17 protein-coding genes and 1 pseudogene are annotated in these 16,932 nt (G+C 66.0%); 15 read left to right on the forward strand and 3 right to left on the reverse strand.

The features are described from left to right. The first annotated feature begins 1 nt into the window (after position 1). The 3 genes from pgmG to moaA all read left to right on the forward strand — a co-directional run bounded on the left by pgmG (position 2) and on the right by moaA (position 2,743). On the forward strand, positions 2–1,405 hold the full coding sequence (gene pgmG, locus C7453_RS14565; RefSeq protein WP_114728433.1) for a phosphoglucomutase/phosphomannomutase PgmG: 1,404 nt from the start codon (positions 2–4) through the stop codon (positions 1,403–1,405). 126 nt (positions 1,406–1,531) lie between these two features. Beyond that, the gene (locus C7453_RS14570) at positions 1,532–1,717 is read left to right on the forward strand and encodes a DUF3553 domain-containing protein (protein ID WP_114728273.1); all 186 of its coding nucleotides are present in this window, start codon (positions 1,532–1,534) and stop codon (positions 1,715–1,717) included. Between the two features lie 9 nt (positions 1,718–1,726). Continuing rightward, positions 1,727–2,743: a GTP 3',8-cyclase MoaA gene (gene moaA / locus C7453_RS14575; RefSeq protein ID WP_114728275.1), complete on the forward strand. Its 1,017-nt coding sequence runs from the start codon at positions 1,727–1,729 to the stop codon at positions 2,741–2,743. A 133-nt stretch (positions 2,744–2,876) separates the two neighbouring features. Here moaA and C7453_RS14580 read toward each other — a convergent pair whose 3' ends face one another. Beyond that, positions 2,877–3,749 carry a methyltransferase domain-containing protein gene (locus tag C7453_RS14580; protein ID WP_114728277.1) on the reverse strand — a complete coding sequence of 291 codons (873 nt, stop codon included), beginning with the start codon at positions 3,747–3,749 and terminating at the stop codon, positions 2,877–2,879. Between the two features lie 41 nt (positions 3,750–3,790). On the opposite strand from C7453_RS14580, the gene C7453_RS14585 reads away from it, so the two are divergent. The 5 genes and pseudogenes from C7453_RS14585 (at position 3,791) to C7453_RS14605 (ending at position 7,271) form a co-directional block, all read left to right on the forward strand. Then, positions 3,791–4,621, forward strand: a complete 831-nt coding sequence (locus tag C7453_RS14585) for a ComF family protein (RefSeq protein WP_114728279.1) — start codon at positions 3,791–3,793, stop codon at positions 4,619–4,621. A gap of 75 nt (positions 4,622–4,696) precedes the next feature. Further along, positions 4,697–4,958 (forward strand): annotated as a pseudogene (grxC, locus tag C7453_RS14590) (glutaredoxin 3). A gap of 19 nt (positions 4,959–4,977) precedes the next feature. Next, positions 4,978–5,418 carry a DUF1178 family protein gene (locus tag C7453_RS14595; RefSeq protein ID WP_114728281.1) on the forward strand — a complete coding sequence of 147 codons (441 nt, stop codon included), beginning with the start codon at positions 4,978–4,980 and terminating at the stop codon, positions 5,416–5,418. Between the two features lie 53 nt (positions 5,419–5,471). After that, positions 5,472–6,008 (forward strand): DUF2147 domain-containing protein, encoded by a 537-nt coding sequence (locus tag C7453_RS14600; RefSeq protein ID WP_114728434.1) that lies wholly within the window; start codon positions 5,472–5,474, stop codon positions 6,006–6,008. Positions 6,009–6,041: 33 nt separating this feature from the next. After that, on the forward strand, positions 6,042–7,271 hold the full coding sequence (locus tag C7453_RS14605; RefSeq protein WP_114728283.1) for a lactonase family protein: 1,230 nt from the start codon (positions 6,042–6,044) through the stop codon (positions 7,269–7,271). 4 nt (positions 7,272–7,275) lie between these two features. On the opposite strand, the gene ubiG is transcribed toward C7453_RS14605, so the two are convergent. Next, a complete protein-coding gene (ubiG, locus tag C7453_RS14610) occupies positions 7,276–8,031 on the reverse strand; it encodes a bifunctional 2-polyprenyl-6-hydroxyphenol methylase/3-demethylubiquinol 3-O-methyltransferase UbiG (protein ID WP_114728285.1) in 756 nt (251 codons plus the stop codon). 157 nt (positions 8,032–8,188) lie between these two features. On the opposite strand from ubiG, the gene C7453_RS14615 reads away from it, so the two are divergent. From C7453_RS14615 to prfA, 6 genes are all read left to right on the forward strand, one after another. Then, positions 8,189–9,445 carry an aspartate kinase gene (locus tag C7453_RS14615; protein WP_114728287.1) on the forward strand — a complete coding sequence of 419 codons (1,257 nt, stop codon included), beginning with the start codon at positions 8,189–8,191 and terminating at the stop codon, positions 9,443–9,445. Further along, the gene (locus C7453_RS14620; protein WP_114728289.1) at positions 9,445–10,524 is read left to right on the forward strand and encodes an NAD(P)H-dependent flavin oxidoreductase; all 1,080 of its coding nucleotides are present in this window, start codon (positions 9,445–9,447) and stop codon (positions 10,522–10,524) included. Before C7453_RS14615 ends, C7453_RS14620 begins: the two co-directional genes overlap by 1 nt. Beyond that, a complete protein-coding gene (locus C7453_RS14625) occupies positions 10,521–11,675 on the forward strand; it encodes a helix-turn-helix domain-containing protein (RefSeq protein ID WP_245949062.1) in 1,155 nt (384 codons plus the stop codon). Before C7453_RS14620 ends, C7453_RS14625 begins: the two co-directional genes overlap by 4 nt. A gap of 133 nt (positions 11,676–11,808) precedes the next feature. Then, positions 11,809–12,951, forward strand: coding sequence for a flavodoxin-dependent (E)-4-hydroxy-3-methylbut-2-enyl-diphosphate synthase (gene ispG, locus C7453_RS14630; RefSeq protein ID WP_114728291.1), 1,143 nt, complete (start codon positions 11,809–11,811; stop codon positions 12,949–12,951). Between the two features lie 109 nt (positions 12,952–13,060). Continuing rightward, positions 13,061–14,311: a histidine--tRNA ligase gene (gene hisS / locus C7453_RS14635; RefSeq protein WP_114728293.1), complete on the forward strand. Its 1,251-nt coding sequence runs from the start codon at positions 13,061–13,063 to the stop codon at positions 14,309–14,311. A 3-nt stretch (positions 14,312–14,314) separates the two neighbouring features. Then, complete coding sequence (gene prfA / locus C7453_RS14640; RefSeq protein ID WP_114728295.1) at positions 14,315–15,373, forward strand: peptide chain release factor 1; 1,059 nt, start codon at positions 14,315–14,317, stop codon at positions 15,371–15,373. Positions 15,374–15,440: 67 nt separating this feature from the next. Here prfA and C7453_RS14645 read toward each other — a convergent pair whose 3' ends face one another. Further along, positions 15,441–15,905 (reverse strand): hypothetical protein, encoded by a 465-nt coding sequence (locus tag C7453_RS14645; RefSeq protein WP_114728297.1) that lies wholly within the window; start codon positions 15,903–15,905, stop codon positions 15,441–15,443. A 30-nt stretch (positions 15,906–15,935) separates the two neighbouring features. On the opposite strand from C7453_RS14645, the gene prmC reads away from it, so the two are divergent. Next, on the forward strand, positions 15,936–16,817 hold the full coding sequence (gene prmC, locus C7453_RS14650) for a peptide chain release factor N(5)-glutamine methyltransferase (RefSeq protein WP_114728299.1): 882 nt from the start codon (positions 15,936–15,938) through the stop codon (positions 16,815–16,817). Positions 16,818–16,932: the final 115 nt, after the last annotated feature.

Genomic DNA, 16,932 nt, shown 5'->3' on the forward strand with positions numbered 1-16,932 from the left:
GGTGGCGTTCGCGCACGGTTTTGATCCGACGAGCCTGCGCGAATACGACATAAGGGGGGTCGTGGACACGACCCTTGGTCCGCGCGACGCCTATGCGATTGGCCGGACCTTCGGCAGCGTGGTGGTCCGCGAGGGCGGTCGTACCGTCGCTGTCGGATATGATGGCCGATTATCCTCACCCGAACTGGAGGCGGCCCTGGTCGATGGGGCCGTCGCTTCCGGGGTCGAGGTACTGCGTGTCGGTCGCGGGCCGACGCCGATGCTGTATTTCGCCTCCGCCAGTCTGAAGGCTGACGGGGCGGTCATGGTCACCGGCAGTCATAATCCGCCCGATCACAACGGATTCAAGATGATCCTCGGGGGGGAGTCCTTCTTCGGCCCCCGTATCGGCGAACTGGGCGACATGGCCGCGCGCGGCGACGTGGTGCCGGAGCGGCTCGGCAGCGTGCGGGATGTCGATGTTCAGGCGGACTATGTCGAGCGGCTGGCGCGTGGCTGGGATGGCGGCGAGCGGCGGCTGAAAATCGTCTGGGACAACGGGAATGGTGCCGCTGGCGAGGTTCTGGCCGAACTGGTGCGGCATATTCCGGGTGAGCATACCATTCTGAACGGTGTGATCGACGGCCGTTTTCCGGCCCATCATCCCGACCCGACGATTCCCCGGAACCTGATGCAACTGATTGCTGCGGTGCGGGATATCGGCGCCGATATCGGGATTGCCTTCGATGGCGATGCCGACCGGATCGGTGTGGTGGATGATCGGGGCGAAATCTGGTGGAGCGACCAGATTCTCGCCCTGCTGGCCCGTGACGTGCTGGAGGCTCGGCCGGGCAGCATGATCATCGCCGATGTGAAGGCCAGTCAGGTTCTGTTCGATGAGGTGAGCCGGGCTGGTGGGCAGCCGCTGATGTGGCGCAGCGGACATTCGCCCATCAAGTCGCGGATGGCGGAAACCGGTGCCCCGCTGGCCGGCGAGATGTCGGGCCATTTCTTCTTCGCCGACAGGTGGTATGGGTTCGATGACGGGCTGTATGCGGCGGTTCGCCTGCTGGGCGTTGTTGCCCGGATGAAGAGGGCATTGTCGGCAGCGCATGACGCGCTGCCCAAGATGGTCAGTACGCCCGAATTGCGGTTCGATTGCGCCGATGCCCGCAAGTTTGTGGTGATCGAAGACGTTGCGGCGCGACTGGCCGACGCGGGCGCCGATATGACGACGATCGACGGCGTGCGGGTGACTGATGCGGATGGGTGGTGGCTGCTGCGGGCCTCCAATACCCAGGCCATGCTGGTCGCGCGGGCGGAAAGCGCCAGCCCTGAGGGATTGGAACGGCTGAAGGCGGCCCTGACCGTGCAACTCGAACGGTCAGGCGTGGCGGCGCCCGATTTTTCCAGCGGAAGCCACTGAACCGGCTGTATGCGCTACGCGGCCTTTGAATATCCCGGTTCAGGCTGGTATCCTGCCCGGCCATCTTTGCTGCCATGTGTTGCCTTCGGCCCGGATTGGCGGCTGGTTTCCGGAGATTCTTGCCGCATGGCCGATGCGCTGCCTTTCCGTTCTTTTCTGGAGCCTGGGCAGTTCGTCCGTCATCCCGATCATCCGGAATGGGGGCTGGGGCAGGTGCAGTCGGCCATTGCCCATCGGGTGACGGTCAATTTCGAGGATCAGGGCAAGATGCTGATCGATGCATCGGTCGTCATGCTGACGGTCGTTTCCTGAAGGGTTGGCATGGGTACGCCGTTCCTCGATTCTCTCGGTCGGACCGTGACCTATCTGCGGGTTTCGGTCACTGACCGATGCGACATGCGCTGCGTGTACTGCATGTCGGAAACCATGTCGTTTCTGCCCAAGGCCGAGATCCTGACCTATGCGGAACTGGAGCGGCTTTGTGCCGCCTTTATCCGCAGCGGGGTGACGCGGCTGCGCGTGACGGGGGGAGAGCCGCTGGTGCGCCGGGATGTCGGCGATTTTTTCCAGGCCATGGGAAAATGGCTGCACCGGCCTGGTGGGAATGGTCATCTGGATGAATTGACCGTTACGACCAATGGCTCGCGGCTGGCCGAGCATGCCGGAATGCTGGCCGGCGCGGGTGTGCGGCGGGTCAATATCAGCCTCGACTCCCTTGATTCTGAAAAATTTCGTCGCATTACCCGGCGCGGGAATCTCGACCAGACCCTGGCGGGTGTGCGCGCGGCACGGCTGGCGGGGCTGGCGATCCGCATCAATACCGTGGCGATGGCGGGGGTGAATGACGATGAATTCGACACGCTGCTGGCCTGGTGTGGTGAAATCGGGGCCGATCTCTGCCTGATCGAGACCATGCCGATGGGCGAGACAGGCGAGGATCGCACTGATCGCTATCTGCCACTCTCTGCCGTGCGGACCGAACTGTCGCGGCGCTGGACGCTGGAGCCGTTGGCCGAGCGTACGGGTGGGCCGGCGTGTTATCTGCGCGTGCGCGAAACCGGGCGGAAGCTGGGGCTGATCACGCCCATGACCCATAATTTCTGCGAAAGCTGCAACCGGGTGCGTCTGTCCTGCACCGGGCAGCTTTATCCGTGCCTGGGGGATGAAGGGGCGACGGACCTGCGGCACCCCCTGCGGGAAGGGGCCAGCGATGCCGAACTGCTGCACCTCGTGCAGTCGGCGATCCTGCGCAAGCCGAAGGGCCATGATTTCGTCATCGGGCGGCGTGCGGATGATCCCGCCGCCATGCGTCGGCATATGAGCGTGACCGGCGGATAGGAGGCTGGTTGCAAAGGCGGCCTGCCAGGTGAGGGGCCGCGCGACTTCACGTGCGCAGTCCATAGGAAAGACTCGTCAGATTGTCGGCCGGCTGATTTTGTGTGTGGGTTAAATTTATTATAAGTTCAATTTGTTATTCAATTTTTTTGATCGCGTCCTCAAGCGAGATCGTGAAGGCGCCGGGCTGGAGCGGCTGGGGCTGACTTTCCGCCGGGGCCCAGCCGGTCATGATGGCAACGCGCAGCGGAACGGACAGATAGGCGTCGTCTGCCTCCGGCGTCAGGCTTGCCAGGGCGGCAGCGAACAGAGCGGACGTGGGAAACTGGCGGCTGCGCAATTTCAGGGCGTTGGTCTCGCCGGCGGCGCGCAGGTCGCGCAGCAGGGCCATGGGCGAGCGATAGGCGAGGGGCAATATGTCCACATCCGCGACCGGCAAGGCGAAGCCTGCGCGCTGCAACAGGGAGGCACAGTCCTTCAGGTCGGGAAAGGGGGAGACCCGTGGGGCAGCGCCGCCAGTGAGCGTGCACTCGGCCTCGGTCAAGGCGCGGCGGAGATCCGCCAGGGTCGGCAGGACAGGCACGCTGGCGAGGAACAGTCCGTCGGGCTTCAGTGTGTGGCGGATCTGCGCCAGCGCGCCGGGCAGGTCGTTGACCCAGTGCAGCGACAGGTTGGCGACCACCAGGTCGAAGCTGTCAGGGCCGAAGGGGAGCCATTCCTCGTCGGCGCACAGGACCTTACCACCATTGACCTGCGCCATCCTGGGCGACAGGTCGCAGGACACGACGCTCTCGATCCCGCGTGCGCGCAATAGGGGTGCGACCACGCCGCGACCGCCGATATCCAGCGCCGCGCTGAAGCGGTAGGTCGTGTCGTCCAGCCGGTCCAGTAGCCGGTCCGCGGCTTCCTGCAGGATCGGTGCGACCGCATGCACCAGAGGGGCGGCGCGATCGCGATGACGGCGCACGGCGGCGCGGTCGAAAATCACGGGATCGTTCATGGCTCGCATGTGCCCTTCCGGATGGGCGATGCCAATGGCACCATTGCGTGATGGTTGGCACGACACGGGACGCGGGGGAAACCCGATCGGCGCATGGCGAGGCGGGTAGCCTGCCACGGCGCATCGCGGCGCGCGTGCTCGACCTTCTTCTGCCACCTGACTGCCCGGCCTGTCATCAGCCGGTCGATCGTGCCGGCCTGCTGTGTCCCGACTGCTTCCGTGCCATGCGCTTTATCGCCGAGCCATGCTGCGCGCGATGTGGCCAGCCCTTTTCGGCGTCGGCTCCTGGCAGTGCTGGGCGTAGCTGTGCGCCGTGCCTGGACCATCCCCCGTCATGGCGGAACGGCCGGGCCGCCATGATCTATGACGAACGGTCGCGCGTGCTGATCCTGCGGCTGAAATATGCAGATCGTACCGATCTGGCGCCGCTGCTGGCCCGGCATATGGTGCGGGCCGGACGTGAACTGCTGGCCGAAGCCGATCTGCTGGTGCCTGTGCCGCTGCACAGGGGGCGGCTGTTCCGTCGCCGCTATAATCAGGCCGGGCTGCTGGCGGTGGCGATCGGGCGGATCGCGCATCTGCCGGTGGTGCCGGATGCCCTACAGCGTGTGCGCGGGACGCCCGCGCTGGCCCGCCTGGGGGCGGCGGCGCGCCAGGAGGTGCTGCGCGGGGCGATCGTGGCCCGCCCGTCGCGTCGGAATCGGCTGGCAGGCCGGCGCGTCATCCTGGTCGATGACGTGATGACGACGGGAGCAACATTGGGCGCCTGTGCGCGGGCGGTGCTGGCGGCCGGAGCGGTTTCGGTGGACGTGCTGGTGGCTGCCCGTGCGCCCGATCCCGCGCGGGTGGGATCGGACGGCGGGAGAACGGCCGGCGAATGATGCGAACGGTATAGTGCCACGGCACAAATGCGCTATGTCTTCAGAATAGGCTACTTTTCTTTTTCGGGGGTCGGAATGCCCAGCATCGAAATCTATACCCAGCCAGGCTGCCCCTATTGCGTGCGCGCCGTGCGCCTGCTGCAACAGAAGGGCGCGCCATTCACTGAAATCCGCGCCCTGCACGGCACGCCCGAGCGGGCCGAGGCCCGGGAGCGTTCGGGGGGGGCGGACAACGGTGCCGCAGATCTTCATCAACGGGCGGCATATCGGTGGCTGCGACGACCTGATGGCGCTGGAACGGCAGGGAGAACTTGACCCGCTGCTGCGCGCGGCCTGATCGGGCATCGGGGGCGCGCGTGATCTGTTATCAGTTGCGGTGTGACGCCGGGCATGAGTTCGAGGGCTGGTTTCCCGGCAGTGCCGCGTTCGACGATCAGGCTCGCCGCAACCTGCTCTCCTGCCCACAATGCGGCACGTCGCACGTTGTGCGGGCGCTGATGGCCCCGGCTGTGCGGACCGCGCCGACGCGCGTGCCGGAAACGGCGCGGCCGTCCCCTCAGGCCGGGGCTGCCATTCCTGCCGCGATGATGGCCGCGATGCAGCGCGTCAGGCAATATGTCGAGGAACGATGTGAGAATGTGGGCGATAAATTCGCCGAGGAAGCGTTGAAGATCCATCATGGAGATGGCGAACAGCGCGGCATTTACGGACGTGCATCGGAAGAGGATTGTGATCGCCTGGTCGATGAGGGTGTCGAGATCATGGCCATACCGTGGGTCCCGCGTGCGGACGGTTGATCGGACGCTGGAAAGGGAGCCGGGCCCGGAGGCCGGAAGTCGAGGTGGAACGCATGCATGACAGAACAAGCCGACGGGCCGACATGACCCGCTTCCCGCAGGGGAAGCGCCGGGGCGTACGGTCGCTGGCCGCCCTGGGCGCCATGATGGGAATGTTGGGCCAGCTGGCGGGCCATCCGCTTTCGGCGGAGGCGGCTGAAACTGCCGCGGCGCGGGATGCCTCGCCGGTGCTGGGGCAATGGGTTACCCGCGAGCGCGACGGTGTCTTCGAGATCCGGGCCTGCGGCGGTGAACTCTGCGGTCGGCTGGTCGGCATGCGCTATACCGGTGAAATTCCGAAGGCCAAGGACGGGACATCGGAATGCGGTCTGCTGATGCTGACCGGATTCGTTCCCGATTCGGACGATGCCGGCCGCTGGAACGGGCATATCCTCGATCCGGACAGCGGGAAGGTCTACCAGGCCCAGATCTGGTCGCCGCGTGACGGGGTGCTGAAACTCAGAGGCTATGTGGGCATTCCCCTGTTTGGCGAAACCCATACCTGGACACGCTATGACGGCGCGATCGGAGCGCGCTGCCTGATGCAGTGAGCCGCCTCTTTCTCAACTGGATTCGTGAGCGACATGACCTCAATCATCTCACGACGCGGCCTGATGGCCGGGTTGGCCGCGTCGGGTATTCCTCTTGCGGCATCGTGGCCCGTCAGGGCCGCCATTCCGGCCAGGGCGCGGACATTGTGCTATATCGGCGGCTACAACAAACATGCGCCGCCCGGTGGGGCGGGGAACGGGCAGGGCATCGCGCTGTTCGAGATGAATCCCACGACCAGCGCGCTGGCGCCGATCTCGACTTTTACGGACATTGCCAGCCCGTCTTTCATCACGCTCTCCGCCGATAACCGTTTCCTGTACGCGTTGAGCGAGATCGACGATTTCAACGGACGGCATGATGGCAGCGTCACCGCGTTTGCGGTCGATCGGCTGTCGGGTGAACTGACCCGGCTGAATGTCGTATCCTCGGGTGGGGCGGTGCCGGCCCATCTCAGCGTCCATCATTCCGGCCGGTATGTCCTGGTGGCCAACTATGTCGGCGGCAGCGTGGGCGTGTTGCCCATCCGGCCGGATGGCAGCCTGGGCGAGCCGACGGACATCGTGAAGAATTCCGGCCCGCGCATGCCCGAACGGGCCGAGGACAACCCACCCGGCAATTTCGCGGTCAGCGACCATTCGGGGCCGCATGTCCATATGGTGGCCAGCGACCAGTCAGGCAAATTTGTCCTGGCCTGCGATGCCGGGCTGGACCGGGTCTATGTCTGGACGCTGGATCTGGCGACGGGCAAGCTCAAACCGGCCGCGACGCCTTTCCTCTCCCTGATGCCGGGGTCGGCGCCACGCCATTTCTCCTTCAGCCATGACGGGCGAACGCTCTACATCCTGTGCGAACAGGATTCCAAGATCGTCGTGGCCAGGTTCGATCCGACGACCGGTACGATCACGCCGCAGCAGCGGGTCAGCACCGTTACGTCCTATTTTCAGGGCAGCACGCTGGCGGCGGGAATCCTGCTGTCACCCAATGGACGATATGTGTACGCGTCGAACCGGCTGGGGGATTCCATGGCCGTTTTCCGTGTGGGTTCGGACGGATTGCTGACGCTGATCGACGAAGTGTGGATGCATGCGGATTATGGACGGGCCATGATGTTCGACCCGTCGGGCACGTTTCTGTTCTGTGCCAACCAGCGCAGCGATTCCGTCACATCGTTCCGGGTTGATCCCGAAACCGGCGCGCTGGACTTTACCTGGCATTTCACCGCCGTGGGCAGCCCTACGACGTTCGCGTTTCTCCAGCTTTGAGGGCTTATTCCGGCACGGCGAGGCTGGCGATGTAGTTGACGCCGAGATCCCGGCTTTCGCGCCAGCCGCTGAGGCCGGGGGCCATGCCCGCGATGTCGGACACTCGCAATCCGGCCTGGCCGGCATAGGCGCCCAGTTCGGCCGGCGTGATGAATTTGCGCCATTCGTGGGTGCCGACCGGCAGCAGGCGCAGGATGTATTCCGCCCCGATCTTGGCCGTCGCCAGCGAGCGCAGCGTGCGGTTGAGGGTCGAGACGATGATGACGCCGCCGGGCTCGACCATGCCGGCCAGCAGACGGAGGAAGGCGGCGGGATCGGCGACGTGCTCAATGACTTCGAGCGCCGTGATCGCGTCGAAGCGGGCGCCCTCGGCATACAGATCCTCGGCGCTGCCGGCGCGGTAGGCGAGCGGGCCCGCGCCCGGCGGCAGTGGATGGGCCAGCATATGTGCGCGGGCGGCCGCAATGGCGGCATCGGAAGCATCCAGGCCCAGCACATCATAGCCCATGCGGGCCAGGCCCTCGCTGGCGAGGCCGGCACCGCAGCCGATATCCAGCAGGCGTGTCACGGGCGCGGATTCTCCGGCGCGCGGGGCGGGGAGATGGCGCCGGGCCCAGTCCAGGCGCAGGCTGTTCATGGCATGCAGCGGCCGCATCGGGCCCGAAGGGTCCCACCAGCGATCGGCGAGGGCGCTGAAGCGGGCGATTTCGTCCTGAACGACGGACGGGCCGTCTGAATGGACCGAATCGTTGACCTGCATGGCGTCTGCACCTCTCCATCTGGCTTCTGCCGCTGGACGGCGCAGCGGCGGAAGGGTATGTGACGCGCCTTGCAGATAACCGCAATGCCCCGTCCGACGCCCCCGAGGCCCCGGATGGGCTGGAACGGCCCGCGCGCCGAACTGGAGAGCCCTTTCGATGTCCCGTCACACTCCGCGGATCGTCATGAAATTCGGTGGCACCTCTGTGGCCGATCTGGACCGAATTCGCGCGGTGGCGGAAAAAGTGCGCAAACAGGTCGAGGCAGGGTGCGAGGTCGCGGTGGTCGTCTCGGCCATGTCGGGCGTGACCAATCAGTTGGTCGGCTATTGCCAGGCACTGTCGCCGCTGCACGATGCGCGGGAATATGATGCCGTCGTCGCGACCGGCGAGCAGGTCACCAGCGGCCTGCTGGCCATCGCGTTGCAGACCATCGGGGTCGAGGCCCGGTCGTGGCTGGGCTGGCAGATTCCGCTGCGCACCGATGCGGCGCATGGCAAGGCGCGTATCGCCTCGATCGACGGTGAGGCGCTGGTGGCGCGCATGCAGGCCGGCCAGGTGCCGGTCATTGCCGGTTTCCAGGGGGTTGCCGCCGATGGGCGGATCACGACGCTGGGGCGCGGCGGGTCGGATACCTCGGCCGTCGCCATCGCGGCCGCCATCGGGGCCGACCGGTGTGACATCTATACCGATGTCGATGGAATCTACACCACGGACCCGCGCATTGTTGCGAGGGCGCGGAAGCTGGATAAGATCACCTACGAGGAAATGCTGGAACTGGCGTCGGTCGGCGCCAAGGTGTTGCAGACCCGCAGCGTCGAACTGGCAATGAAGGAACGGGTGCGCGTACAGGTGCTGTCGAGCTTCGTCGATGGCTCCGCCCCGTCGGAAGACAACCTGCCCGGATCATTAGTGGTGGATGAGGACGAGATCGTGGAAAAGGAACTGGTCGCCGGCATTGCCTATTCACGCGACGAAGCGAAGCTGTCGGTGCGGCGGATCCCGGACCGACCCGGAATTGCGGCCGCGATCTTCGGCCCGCTGACGGCGGCGAACGTGAATGTCGACATGATCGTGCAGAGCACCGGCGCCGACGGCCTGACGAACATGACCTTCACCACGTCGAAGACCGATCTGGCGCGCGCCATCCAGGCGCTGGAAGCAGCCCGGGACGTCATCCAGTATGGCGAACTGGTGACGGACGACGATGTGGTGAAGATCAGCGTGGTCGGGATCGGCATGCGTTCGCATGCCGGGGTGGCGAACCTGATGTTCCGCACCCTGTCCGACCGCAACATCAATATCCAGGTCATCTCGACCAGCGAGATCAAGGTCTCGGTGCTGATCGCGTCGGAATATACCGAACTGGCCGTGCGGGCGCTGCACACGGCCTACGGCCTCGACGCGGCGGCCTGATGGCGATGGAAACCCTCGTGACGCAATCGCCGGGCGACGCCACGGAACGGGCGGCCGCCCGTGCCCGCCTTGACCGCCTGTGGGCAGCCGGCACGGCCTTCCTCGGGAGCGAGGTCGCGATCATGGCCGGTGCCATGTCGTGGGTCAGCGAACGGCATCTGGTCTCGGCCATTTCCAATGCCGGCGGCTTCGGCGTACTGGCCTGCGGTGCGATGGAGCCCGATCGCCTCGCCGAGGAAATCGCGGCGACCCAGGCCCTGACCAGCCGTCCGTTCGGCGTCAACCTGATTACGATGCATCCGCGTCTGGACGATCTGGTCCAGGTCTGCCTGGCGGCAGGGGTGTCGCATGTGGTGCTGGCGGGAGGCATTCCGCCGGGGCCGGCGATCCGTGCGCTGAAAGACGGGGGCGCGAAAGTCATCGCCTTTACGCCGGCGCTGGTGTTGGCCAAGCGGCTGGTCCGCATGGGCGTCGATGCGCTGGTGATCGAAGGCGCCGAAGCCGGCGGACATGTCGGGCCGGTCTCGCTGACCGTGCTGGCGCAGGAAGTGCTGCCCCACATTCGCTCGGTCCCGGTCTTCGTGGCCGGCGGGTTGGGGCGGGGTGAGGCCATTCTCTCCTATCTGGAGCAGGGGGCGGCCGGCGCGCAGCTCGGCACCCGTTTCGCCGCGTCGGCGGAAAGCATCGCTCATGAACGCTTCAAGGCCGCCTTCGTCCGTGCCAACGCGCGGGACGCGGTGACCTCGGTGCAGTTGGACGAGCGTTTTCCCGTGATTCCCGTGCGTGGGCTGTCGAACGAGGGGGGGCGGGCGTTCCTGCGCCATCAGGCCGAGACGATTCGCCGCTATCTGGATGGCGACCTGACGAAAGAGGCCGCCCAACTCGACATCGAACATTTCTGGGCCGGCTCGCTGCGCCGGGCGGTGATCGAGGGCGATGTGGAAAACGGCTCGGTCATGGCCGGGCAGTCGGTCGGAATGATCACTGCTGTGCAGCCGGTTGCCGACATCATTGCCGAACTGGTCGAGCAGGCCGTCGATGCCCTCGTTCGGCGTGACAGGGTAACGGGTGAGTCGTGAGTGGTGAGGATAGCCGGACGACGCTGAACGATTCCGGCGCGCGGGCCTCGGCAGGCGCCGGGAACGTCGGCCCGACGCTGCGGGCACGGCGCGAGCAGCTTGGCTGGGCGTTGCCCGATGTGGCGGCCTGGCTGAGGATTCGGCTGTCCTTTCTCGAAGCGATGGAAGACGACCGGGTGAAGGACCTGCCGGGGAACGTCTATACGCTCGGCTTTCTGCGCACCTATGCCCAGGCGCTCGGCCTCGATGCCGAGGCGCTGGTTGCGCGCTTCAAAAGCGAAGCGCGGGGCAGAATCGACTGCAAGCCCGAATTGTCCTTTCCGGCTCCGGCCGCCAGCGGTGCGATGCCGGTCGGCGTCATGGTGCTGCTGGGGGGAGTGATCATCGTGCTGGCCTATGTCGGCTGGTACCGCATGACGGGTGGCCAGTCCGCGCCGCCGCAACCCGTTCCTTCCGTTTTTTCGGCCATTCCGGGCATGACGCGCCAGGCGGCGACCTCGCCGCAGGTGGCGTCGGTCCTGCCGCCGGAACGGGCGCCCATTCCGCCACGGCCGCTGTCGGGGGCGGAGAAATCGGCGATCACCGATGGAGATCTCCCCGCGGAACCCACGCCGGCACCGGGGAGCCATGCCGAGCCGGGCGTGCCGGCCGCAACGGCCGACAGCCCGGATGATGCGGCGGCGCCCGTCGGTACGCCGGCGATGGCGCAACCGGTGGCTCCGGGCACGGCCCCGGCGCCCGTTCCTGCGGCTCCGGCAGCCGGAACGGCGCTTGGCCAGATCGTTCTGACGGCCTCGGCCCAGACATGGGTGCAGGTCAGGGTTGCTGGCGGGCCCGTGATCTATGACCATATCCTGCAGGCAGGCGAGAGTTGGTCCGCGCCGCAGGACAAGACCGATCTTCTGCTGACGGTGGGCAATGCCGGCGGGCTGGTGGTCAGCGCCGATGGTGTGACGACCCAGCCACTGGGCCGGAATGGCGCGGTGCGGCGCAACCTGCCGCTGACGCGCGATGCCGTCCGCAGCGGCGCGATCGTGGCGTCGGTGCCTGCTCCGGCGGCGCAGCCGGCAAAATCTGCGCAGCCTCAGCCGGCTGAAAGTGCGGCGAAGCCGCAGGTGCCCAAACCGCCGCCAGCGGCAGGCGGACAGTGAAAGGGCCGGGAGCGGTCGCGTCCGGTCTGGCCAAAGGGACCGGTTTTTGGCAGGAAGCATGCACGGAAAGGCGGCGCGCCGTCATGCCGGCGGATAGAACAATGTTATCATCGCCTCATCCGGAGGGCAGACAATGAGCAGCTATCGTCCCTATCAGTATATCGAACGGCGCAAGTCGCGGCAGATCCACGTGGGTAAGGTGGCGGTGGGCGGCGACGCGCCGATTTCCGTCCAGACCATGACCAACACGCTGACGACCGACGCCGAGGCGACGATCGCGCAGATCCGGCGGGCGGAACTGGCGGGCGTCGATATTGTCCGCGTGTCGTGCCCCGATGAGGAAAGCACCGCCGCGCTGGCCGAGATCGTGCGCGAGGTGAATGTGCCGATCGTTGCCGACATCCATTTTCACTACAAGCGCGCGATCGAGGCCGCGCAGGCCGGCGCGGCCTGCCTGCGCATCAATCCGGGCAATATCGGTAGCCCGGAGCGCGTGCGCGAGGTGGTGAAGGCGGCCAAGGATTACGGCTGTTCGATCCGCATCGGCGTGAATGCCGGGTCACTGGAAAAGCATCTTCTGGAAAAATATGGCGAACCTAACCCGGAGGCGCTGGTCGAAAGCGCGCTGGAGCATGCCAAAATCCTGGAAGATCACGATTTCCACGAATTCAAGATCAGCGTGAAGGCGTCGGACGTCTTCATGGCCGTGGCCGCCTATCAGCAGCTTGCCGAAGTGTGCGATCACCCGCTACATATCGGCATCACCGAGGCGGGCAGCAAGCGGGCTGGCACGGTCAAATCGTCCATCGGGCTGGGTAATCTGCTGTGGGCCGGCGTAGGGGATACCATGCGCGTGTCGCTGTCGGCCGAGCCCGAGGAAGAAGTTCTGGTCGGTTGGGACATCCTGAAGTCGCTGGGCCTGCGCCATCGCGGCGTGAAGATCATTTCCTGCCCGTCCTGCGCGCGGCAGGGCTTCAACGTGATCCAGACCGTGCAGACGCTGGAAGAACGACTGGCGCATATCCAGACCCCGCTTACGCTGTCGATCATCGGTTGCGTGGTCAACGGCCCCGGCGAGGCGCTGATGACGGATATCGGCGTGACCGGCGGTGGTTCGGGCCGCCACATGGTCTACGCCGCCGGCCGGCAGGACCATACGATCGCGGCGGATTCGATGATCGAGCACATCGTGGAGATGGTCGAGAAGAAGGCCGAGATCCTGCGGGCCGAGGAAGAGGCCGCGAAGGCCGCCGAGGCGGTCGTCGCCGCCCAGTAAGGACGCGCCCGACCCGGCGGGTCGGGGTGGAGACTTGCCGTCCTTTATTGTGTTCCGCCCCGTTCGGGGCGGAACACATCTATGATTCAGAAAACAGGAACATCGATCCGTGAGCAGCCTGCAACCCGTCCGTGGTACCCATGACCTGATCGGCGAGGGGCAGCGGCGCCATGCCCATGTGGTAGATACCGCGCGGCGTATCGCGGGCCTGTACGGCTTCGATGAGTGGTCTACCCCGATTTTCGAGGATACGCGGGTCTTCGCGCGCTCGCTGGGCGATACGTCCGACGTGGTGTCGAAGGAGATGTATTCGTTCGAGGACCGGGGCGGTGAATCCCTGACTTTGCGGCCCGAGGGCACGGCGGGTGTGTGCCGCGCACTGGTGACCAATGGCCTGACCCAGTCCCTGCCGCAGAAAGTGTTCTATGCGGGGCCGATGTTCCGCTACGAGCGCCCGCAGAAGGGACGGTATCGGCAGTTCCACCAGATCGGTGCCGAACTGATCGGCGCGGCCGAGGCGCTGGCCGATGCGGAAGTGATCGCCATGGGGCGGGATATCCTGAAGGCGCTAGGCATTGCCGACGATACGGTGGTGGAATTGAACACGCTGGGCGATACCGAGAGCCGCGCCGCCTGGCGTGCCGCGCTGGTCGCCTATTTTACCGAGTTCAAGGACCAGTTGTCCGATGACAGCCGTGCCCGGCTGGAGCGCAATCCGCTGCGCATTCTGGACAGCAAGGCGCCACAGGACCGGGCGCTGGTGGCCGATGCGCCGCTGATCGGTGCCTTCCTGACCGACGAGGCCCGCACGTTCTGGGACGACCTGCGCTCGGCGCTGGATGTGTTGGGTGTGCCGTTCCGCGAGAATCCGGGCATCGTGCGTGGGCTGGATTATTACGGGCACACGACCTTTGAATTCGTGACCGAGAAGCTGGGTACCCAGGGCACGGTGCTGGCCGGTGGCCGCTATGATGGGCTGGTGGCCGAAATGGGCGGCCCGCGCACGCCGGCCATTGGCTGGGCCGGCGGGATCGAGCGGTTGGCGCTGCTGCTGGACAGCGCGCCCGCAGCGCCGCGCCCCGTGGCGGTGGTGCCGCTGGGCGAGGGCGCCAGCGGTGCGGCCGTGACGCTGTTGCAGGCCCTGCGCGCCCATGGCGTGCGCGCCGAAATCGCCTATCGCGGCAATGCCAAGCGCCGGATGGAACGGGCGAATCGCATCGGTGCCACCCATGCCGTGCTGATCGGCGATGATGAAGTGGCGCGCGGCGTGGCCCAGGTGAAGGCTCTGGATGAAGGGTCGCAGAACGAACTGGCGCTGGACGCGGTCGCGCCGTATCTGGCCGGAGCGGTTGGCTGCTGAACCATGAGTCTTGACGACAGGTTGGACCGGATCGTTGGCCGGTCGGAAGAATTGCAGGACATGCTTGCCCGGGGGGTGGTGGGGGAGGCATTCAGCAAGGCGTCGCGCGAATATGCCGAACTGGAGCCCATCGTCAGCCGGATTGGTGCGCTGCGTCAGGCGGAGCGGGAAGCTATTCAGTCCGAATCGTTGCTGGCCGATCCGGAAATGCGCGAACTGGCCGAGGCCGAACTGGGCGATCTGCACGACCGGATCGCGGAACTGCGCCAGGATATCCGTATTGCCATGCTGCCGCGCGACGAGGCCGACGAGCGCAGCGCCATCCTCGAAATTCGCCCGGCTGCCGGAGGGGACGAGGCCGCCCTGTTCGCGGCGCAACTGTTCGATGCCTACCGCCGCTATGCTGCTCTTCGTGGCTGGCGATTCGAGGTGATGGAATTTGACGAATCGGAACTGGGCGGTCTGCGCGAGGGGATGGCCACCATCGCGGGGCGCGGGGTGTTCGCGCGCCTGAAATACGAATCGGGCGTGCACCGCGTGCAGCGCGTGCCGGCAACTGAAAGCCAGGGCCGTATTCATACCTCGACCGTGACGGTGGCCATGTTGCCCGAGGCGGGTGAGGTGGATGTCCAGATCAATGACAGCGACCTGCGCATCGATGTCTACCGGGCTTCTGGCGCGGGTGGGCAGCACGTCAACAAGACCGAGAGTGCTGTGCGCATCACCCATCTGCCGACCGGCGTGGTGGTGGCGATGCAGGAGGAAAAAAGCCAGCACAAGAACCGTGCCAAGGCGATGAAGATCCTGATGTCGCGGCTGTACGAGCGCGAGCGTGCCACCGCCCATGCCAGCCGCGCCGCCGACCGCAAGTCGCAGGTGGGGACCGGAGACCGGTCGGAACGGATCCGCACCTACAATTTCCCGCAGGGTCGCGTGACCGACCACCGGATCAACCTGACGGCCTACAAGATCGATCGCGTGATGCTGGGCGAGTTCGACGAATTCATCGACGCCCTGATCCAGGACGAGCAGGCCAGCCTGCTGGCCGCCGAGGGCTTATAACGCAATTTGCAGAACCTGGCTTGAAATGCACGCCGGATCGCTGCCTGCGCGCAGTTGCAGCGGGGTTTCAGGACGTTGGAACGGAGCAGATTTCAGACCGGCCGGGCTGGCGCTCGACCACCGAGGGGTCGTCCGGGTCGGCCAGATAGAATTCGGTGAAGTTGCGGGTACCCAGCGCGTTCAGCGTGCGCCCTTCCGGATGGTGCAGGATGCCGCCGCCATTGACCTCATGCGTTTCCGTCCGGCCATCGGGCGTGCGTATGGTAATTTCACCGCATAGCGCATAGGTGTGGTTGATACGCCCGGCGGCGGTCTCGACGTGGACGGCCCGTTGCGGCGCCGATGCGTCGAGCCGGATCGTGGCGGCGAGCTGTTCGTCGACATAAAGGCGGGAGATTTCAGAAATCTCATTGTCCGCGCGACCGTCAACGACGGTGAAGGTGCCTGCCAGCGCAGGGCGGGACGCTGACGCCAGGACCGCGCCCGCGCCAAGAAAGATAAGGATTTTCCATGAACGAGACTGCGGCATCATGGTGCCAGAGTAGGACGGATTTCGCCTGAAATGAAAGAGGATGCGCTGGCGGTGCCGGGTGATGAGGCGGATCTGCGGACATGGCTTGGCTGGGGCGGGGCGCGATTGCGCGACGCCGACGTGGACGATCCGCGTCGCGAGGCGCGGCTGTTGATGGCCCACGTTCTCGGCACCGATCTTGCGGGCCTGCTGGCGCGCGCGCGGATGACCGATTCCGAGCGAGCCGGATTTGTGGCGGCCGTGCGGCGCCGGGCGGCGCGCGAACCGATGGCGCACATTACCGGACGCGCCGGCTTCTGGTCTCTGGAACTGGAAACCTCGCCCGCGACCCTGATTCCCCGCCCCGACAGCGAAACGCTGATCGAGGCCCTGCTGGATTACTGCCCCGATCGCGAACGGGTCCGCAGCGTGCTCGATCTGGGAACCGGGGCCGGCTGCCTGCTGCTGGCGGCGCTGAGCGAGTATGGCGCGGCCTGGGGGGTGGGGGTGGATATCGCACCCGATGCCGCGCGCCTGGCCGCGCGCAACGCCCGACGGGCCGGACTGGAGGGGCGAAGCGCGATGCTGGCCGGCGACTGGGCTGCATCGATTCGCGGCGTGTTCGACGTGGTATTCAGTAATCCGCCCTATATTCCGCAGGGCGATCTGGCCGGCCTGATGCCGGATGTCCGGGATTATGAGCCGGTACGCGCGCTGGATGGCGGCGCGGATGGGCTGGATGCCTATCGGTTGCTGACCGGCGCCCTACCTCTGCTTCTAGCGCATGATGGGGTTGCTGTTTTCGAAATCGGGATCGGGCAGGAAAACAGCATGCCGACGCTGGCGCGGCAATCCGGGCTGGAAATCGTGGATGTCCGCGCCGATCTGGGGGGAATTCCGCGTGCGGTCGTGATGCGACATCGGCGGTCGTGAGCGGTTTTTCGGGAAAGCGGGCCACCGGGCGGGAATGCCGCGCGACGGGGTGGTCAGCCCAGGTTTGCGGGCATCGGAGTGGCGCGGACTGGGGGACACAGGTCCCGATGCATGG

It is taken from the genome of Gluconacetobacter liquefaciens (assembly GCF_003350405.1).
GTDB classification, from domain to species: Bacteria; Pseudomonadota; Alphaproteobacteria; order Acetobacterales; family Acetobacteraceae; genus Gluconacetobacter; species Gluconacetobacter liquefaciens.

Excerpts from the sequence above, each read along its gene's own strand:
- C7453_RS14570 (WP_114728273.1), top strand. The coding sequence starts at position 1,532 with ATGGCCGATGCGCTGCCTTTCCGTTCTTTTCTGGAGCCTGGGCAGTTC.
- moaA (WP_114728275.1), top strand. The coding sequence starts at position 1,727 with ATGGGTACGCCGTTCCTCGATTCTCTCGGTCGGACCGTGACCTATCTG.
- C7453_RS14580 (WP_114728277.1), bottom strand. The coding sequence starts at position 3,749 with ATGCGAGCCATGAACGATCCCGTGATTTTCGACCGCGCCGCCGTGCGC.
- C7453_RS14585 (WP_114728279.1), top strand. The coding sequence starts at position 3,791 with ATGGTTGGCACGACACGGGACGCGGGGGAAACCCGATCGGCGCATGGC.
- C7453_RS14600 (WP_114728434.1), top strand. The coding sequence starts at position 5,472 with ATGCATGACAGAACAAGCCGACGGGCCGACATGACCCGCTTCCCGCAG.
- C7453_RS14605 (WP_114728283.1), top strand. The coding sequence starts at position 6,042 with ATGACCTCAATCATCTCACGACGCGGCCTGATGGCCGGGTTGGCCGCG.
- ubiG (WP_114728285.1), bottom strand. The coding sequence starts at position 8,031 with ATGCAGGTCAACGATTCGGTCCATTCAGACGGCCCGTCCGTCGTTCAG.
- C7453_RS14615 (WP_114728287.1), top strand. The coding sequence starts at position 8,189 with ATGTCCCGTCACACTCCGCGGATCGTCATGAAATTCGGTGGCACCTCT.
- C7453_RS14620 (WP_114728289.1), top strand. The coding sequence starts at position 9,445 with ATGGCGATGGAAACCCTCGTGACGCAATCGCCGGGCGACGCCACGGAA.
- ispG (WP_114728291.1), top strand. The coding sequence starts at position 11,809 with ATGAGCAGCTATCGTCCCTATCAGTATATCGAACGGCGCAAGTCGCGG.
- prfA (WP_114728295.1), top strand. The coding sequence starts at position 14,315 with ATGAGTCTTGACGACAGGTTGGACCGGATCGTTGGCCGGTCGGAAGAA.
- C7453_RS14645 (WP_114728297.1), bottom strand. The coding sequence starts at position 15,905 with ATGATGCCGCAGTCTCGTTCATGGAAAATCCTTATCTTTCTTGGCGCG.
- prmC (WP_114728299.1), top strand. The coding sequence starts at position 15,936 with ATGAAAGAGGATGCGCTGGCGGTGCCGGGTGATGAGGCGGATCTGCGG.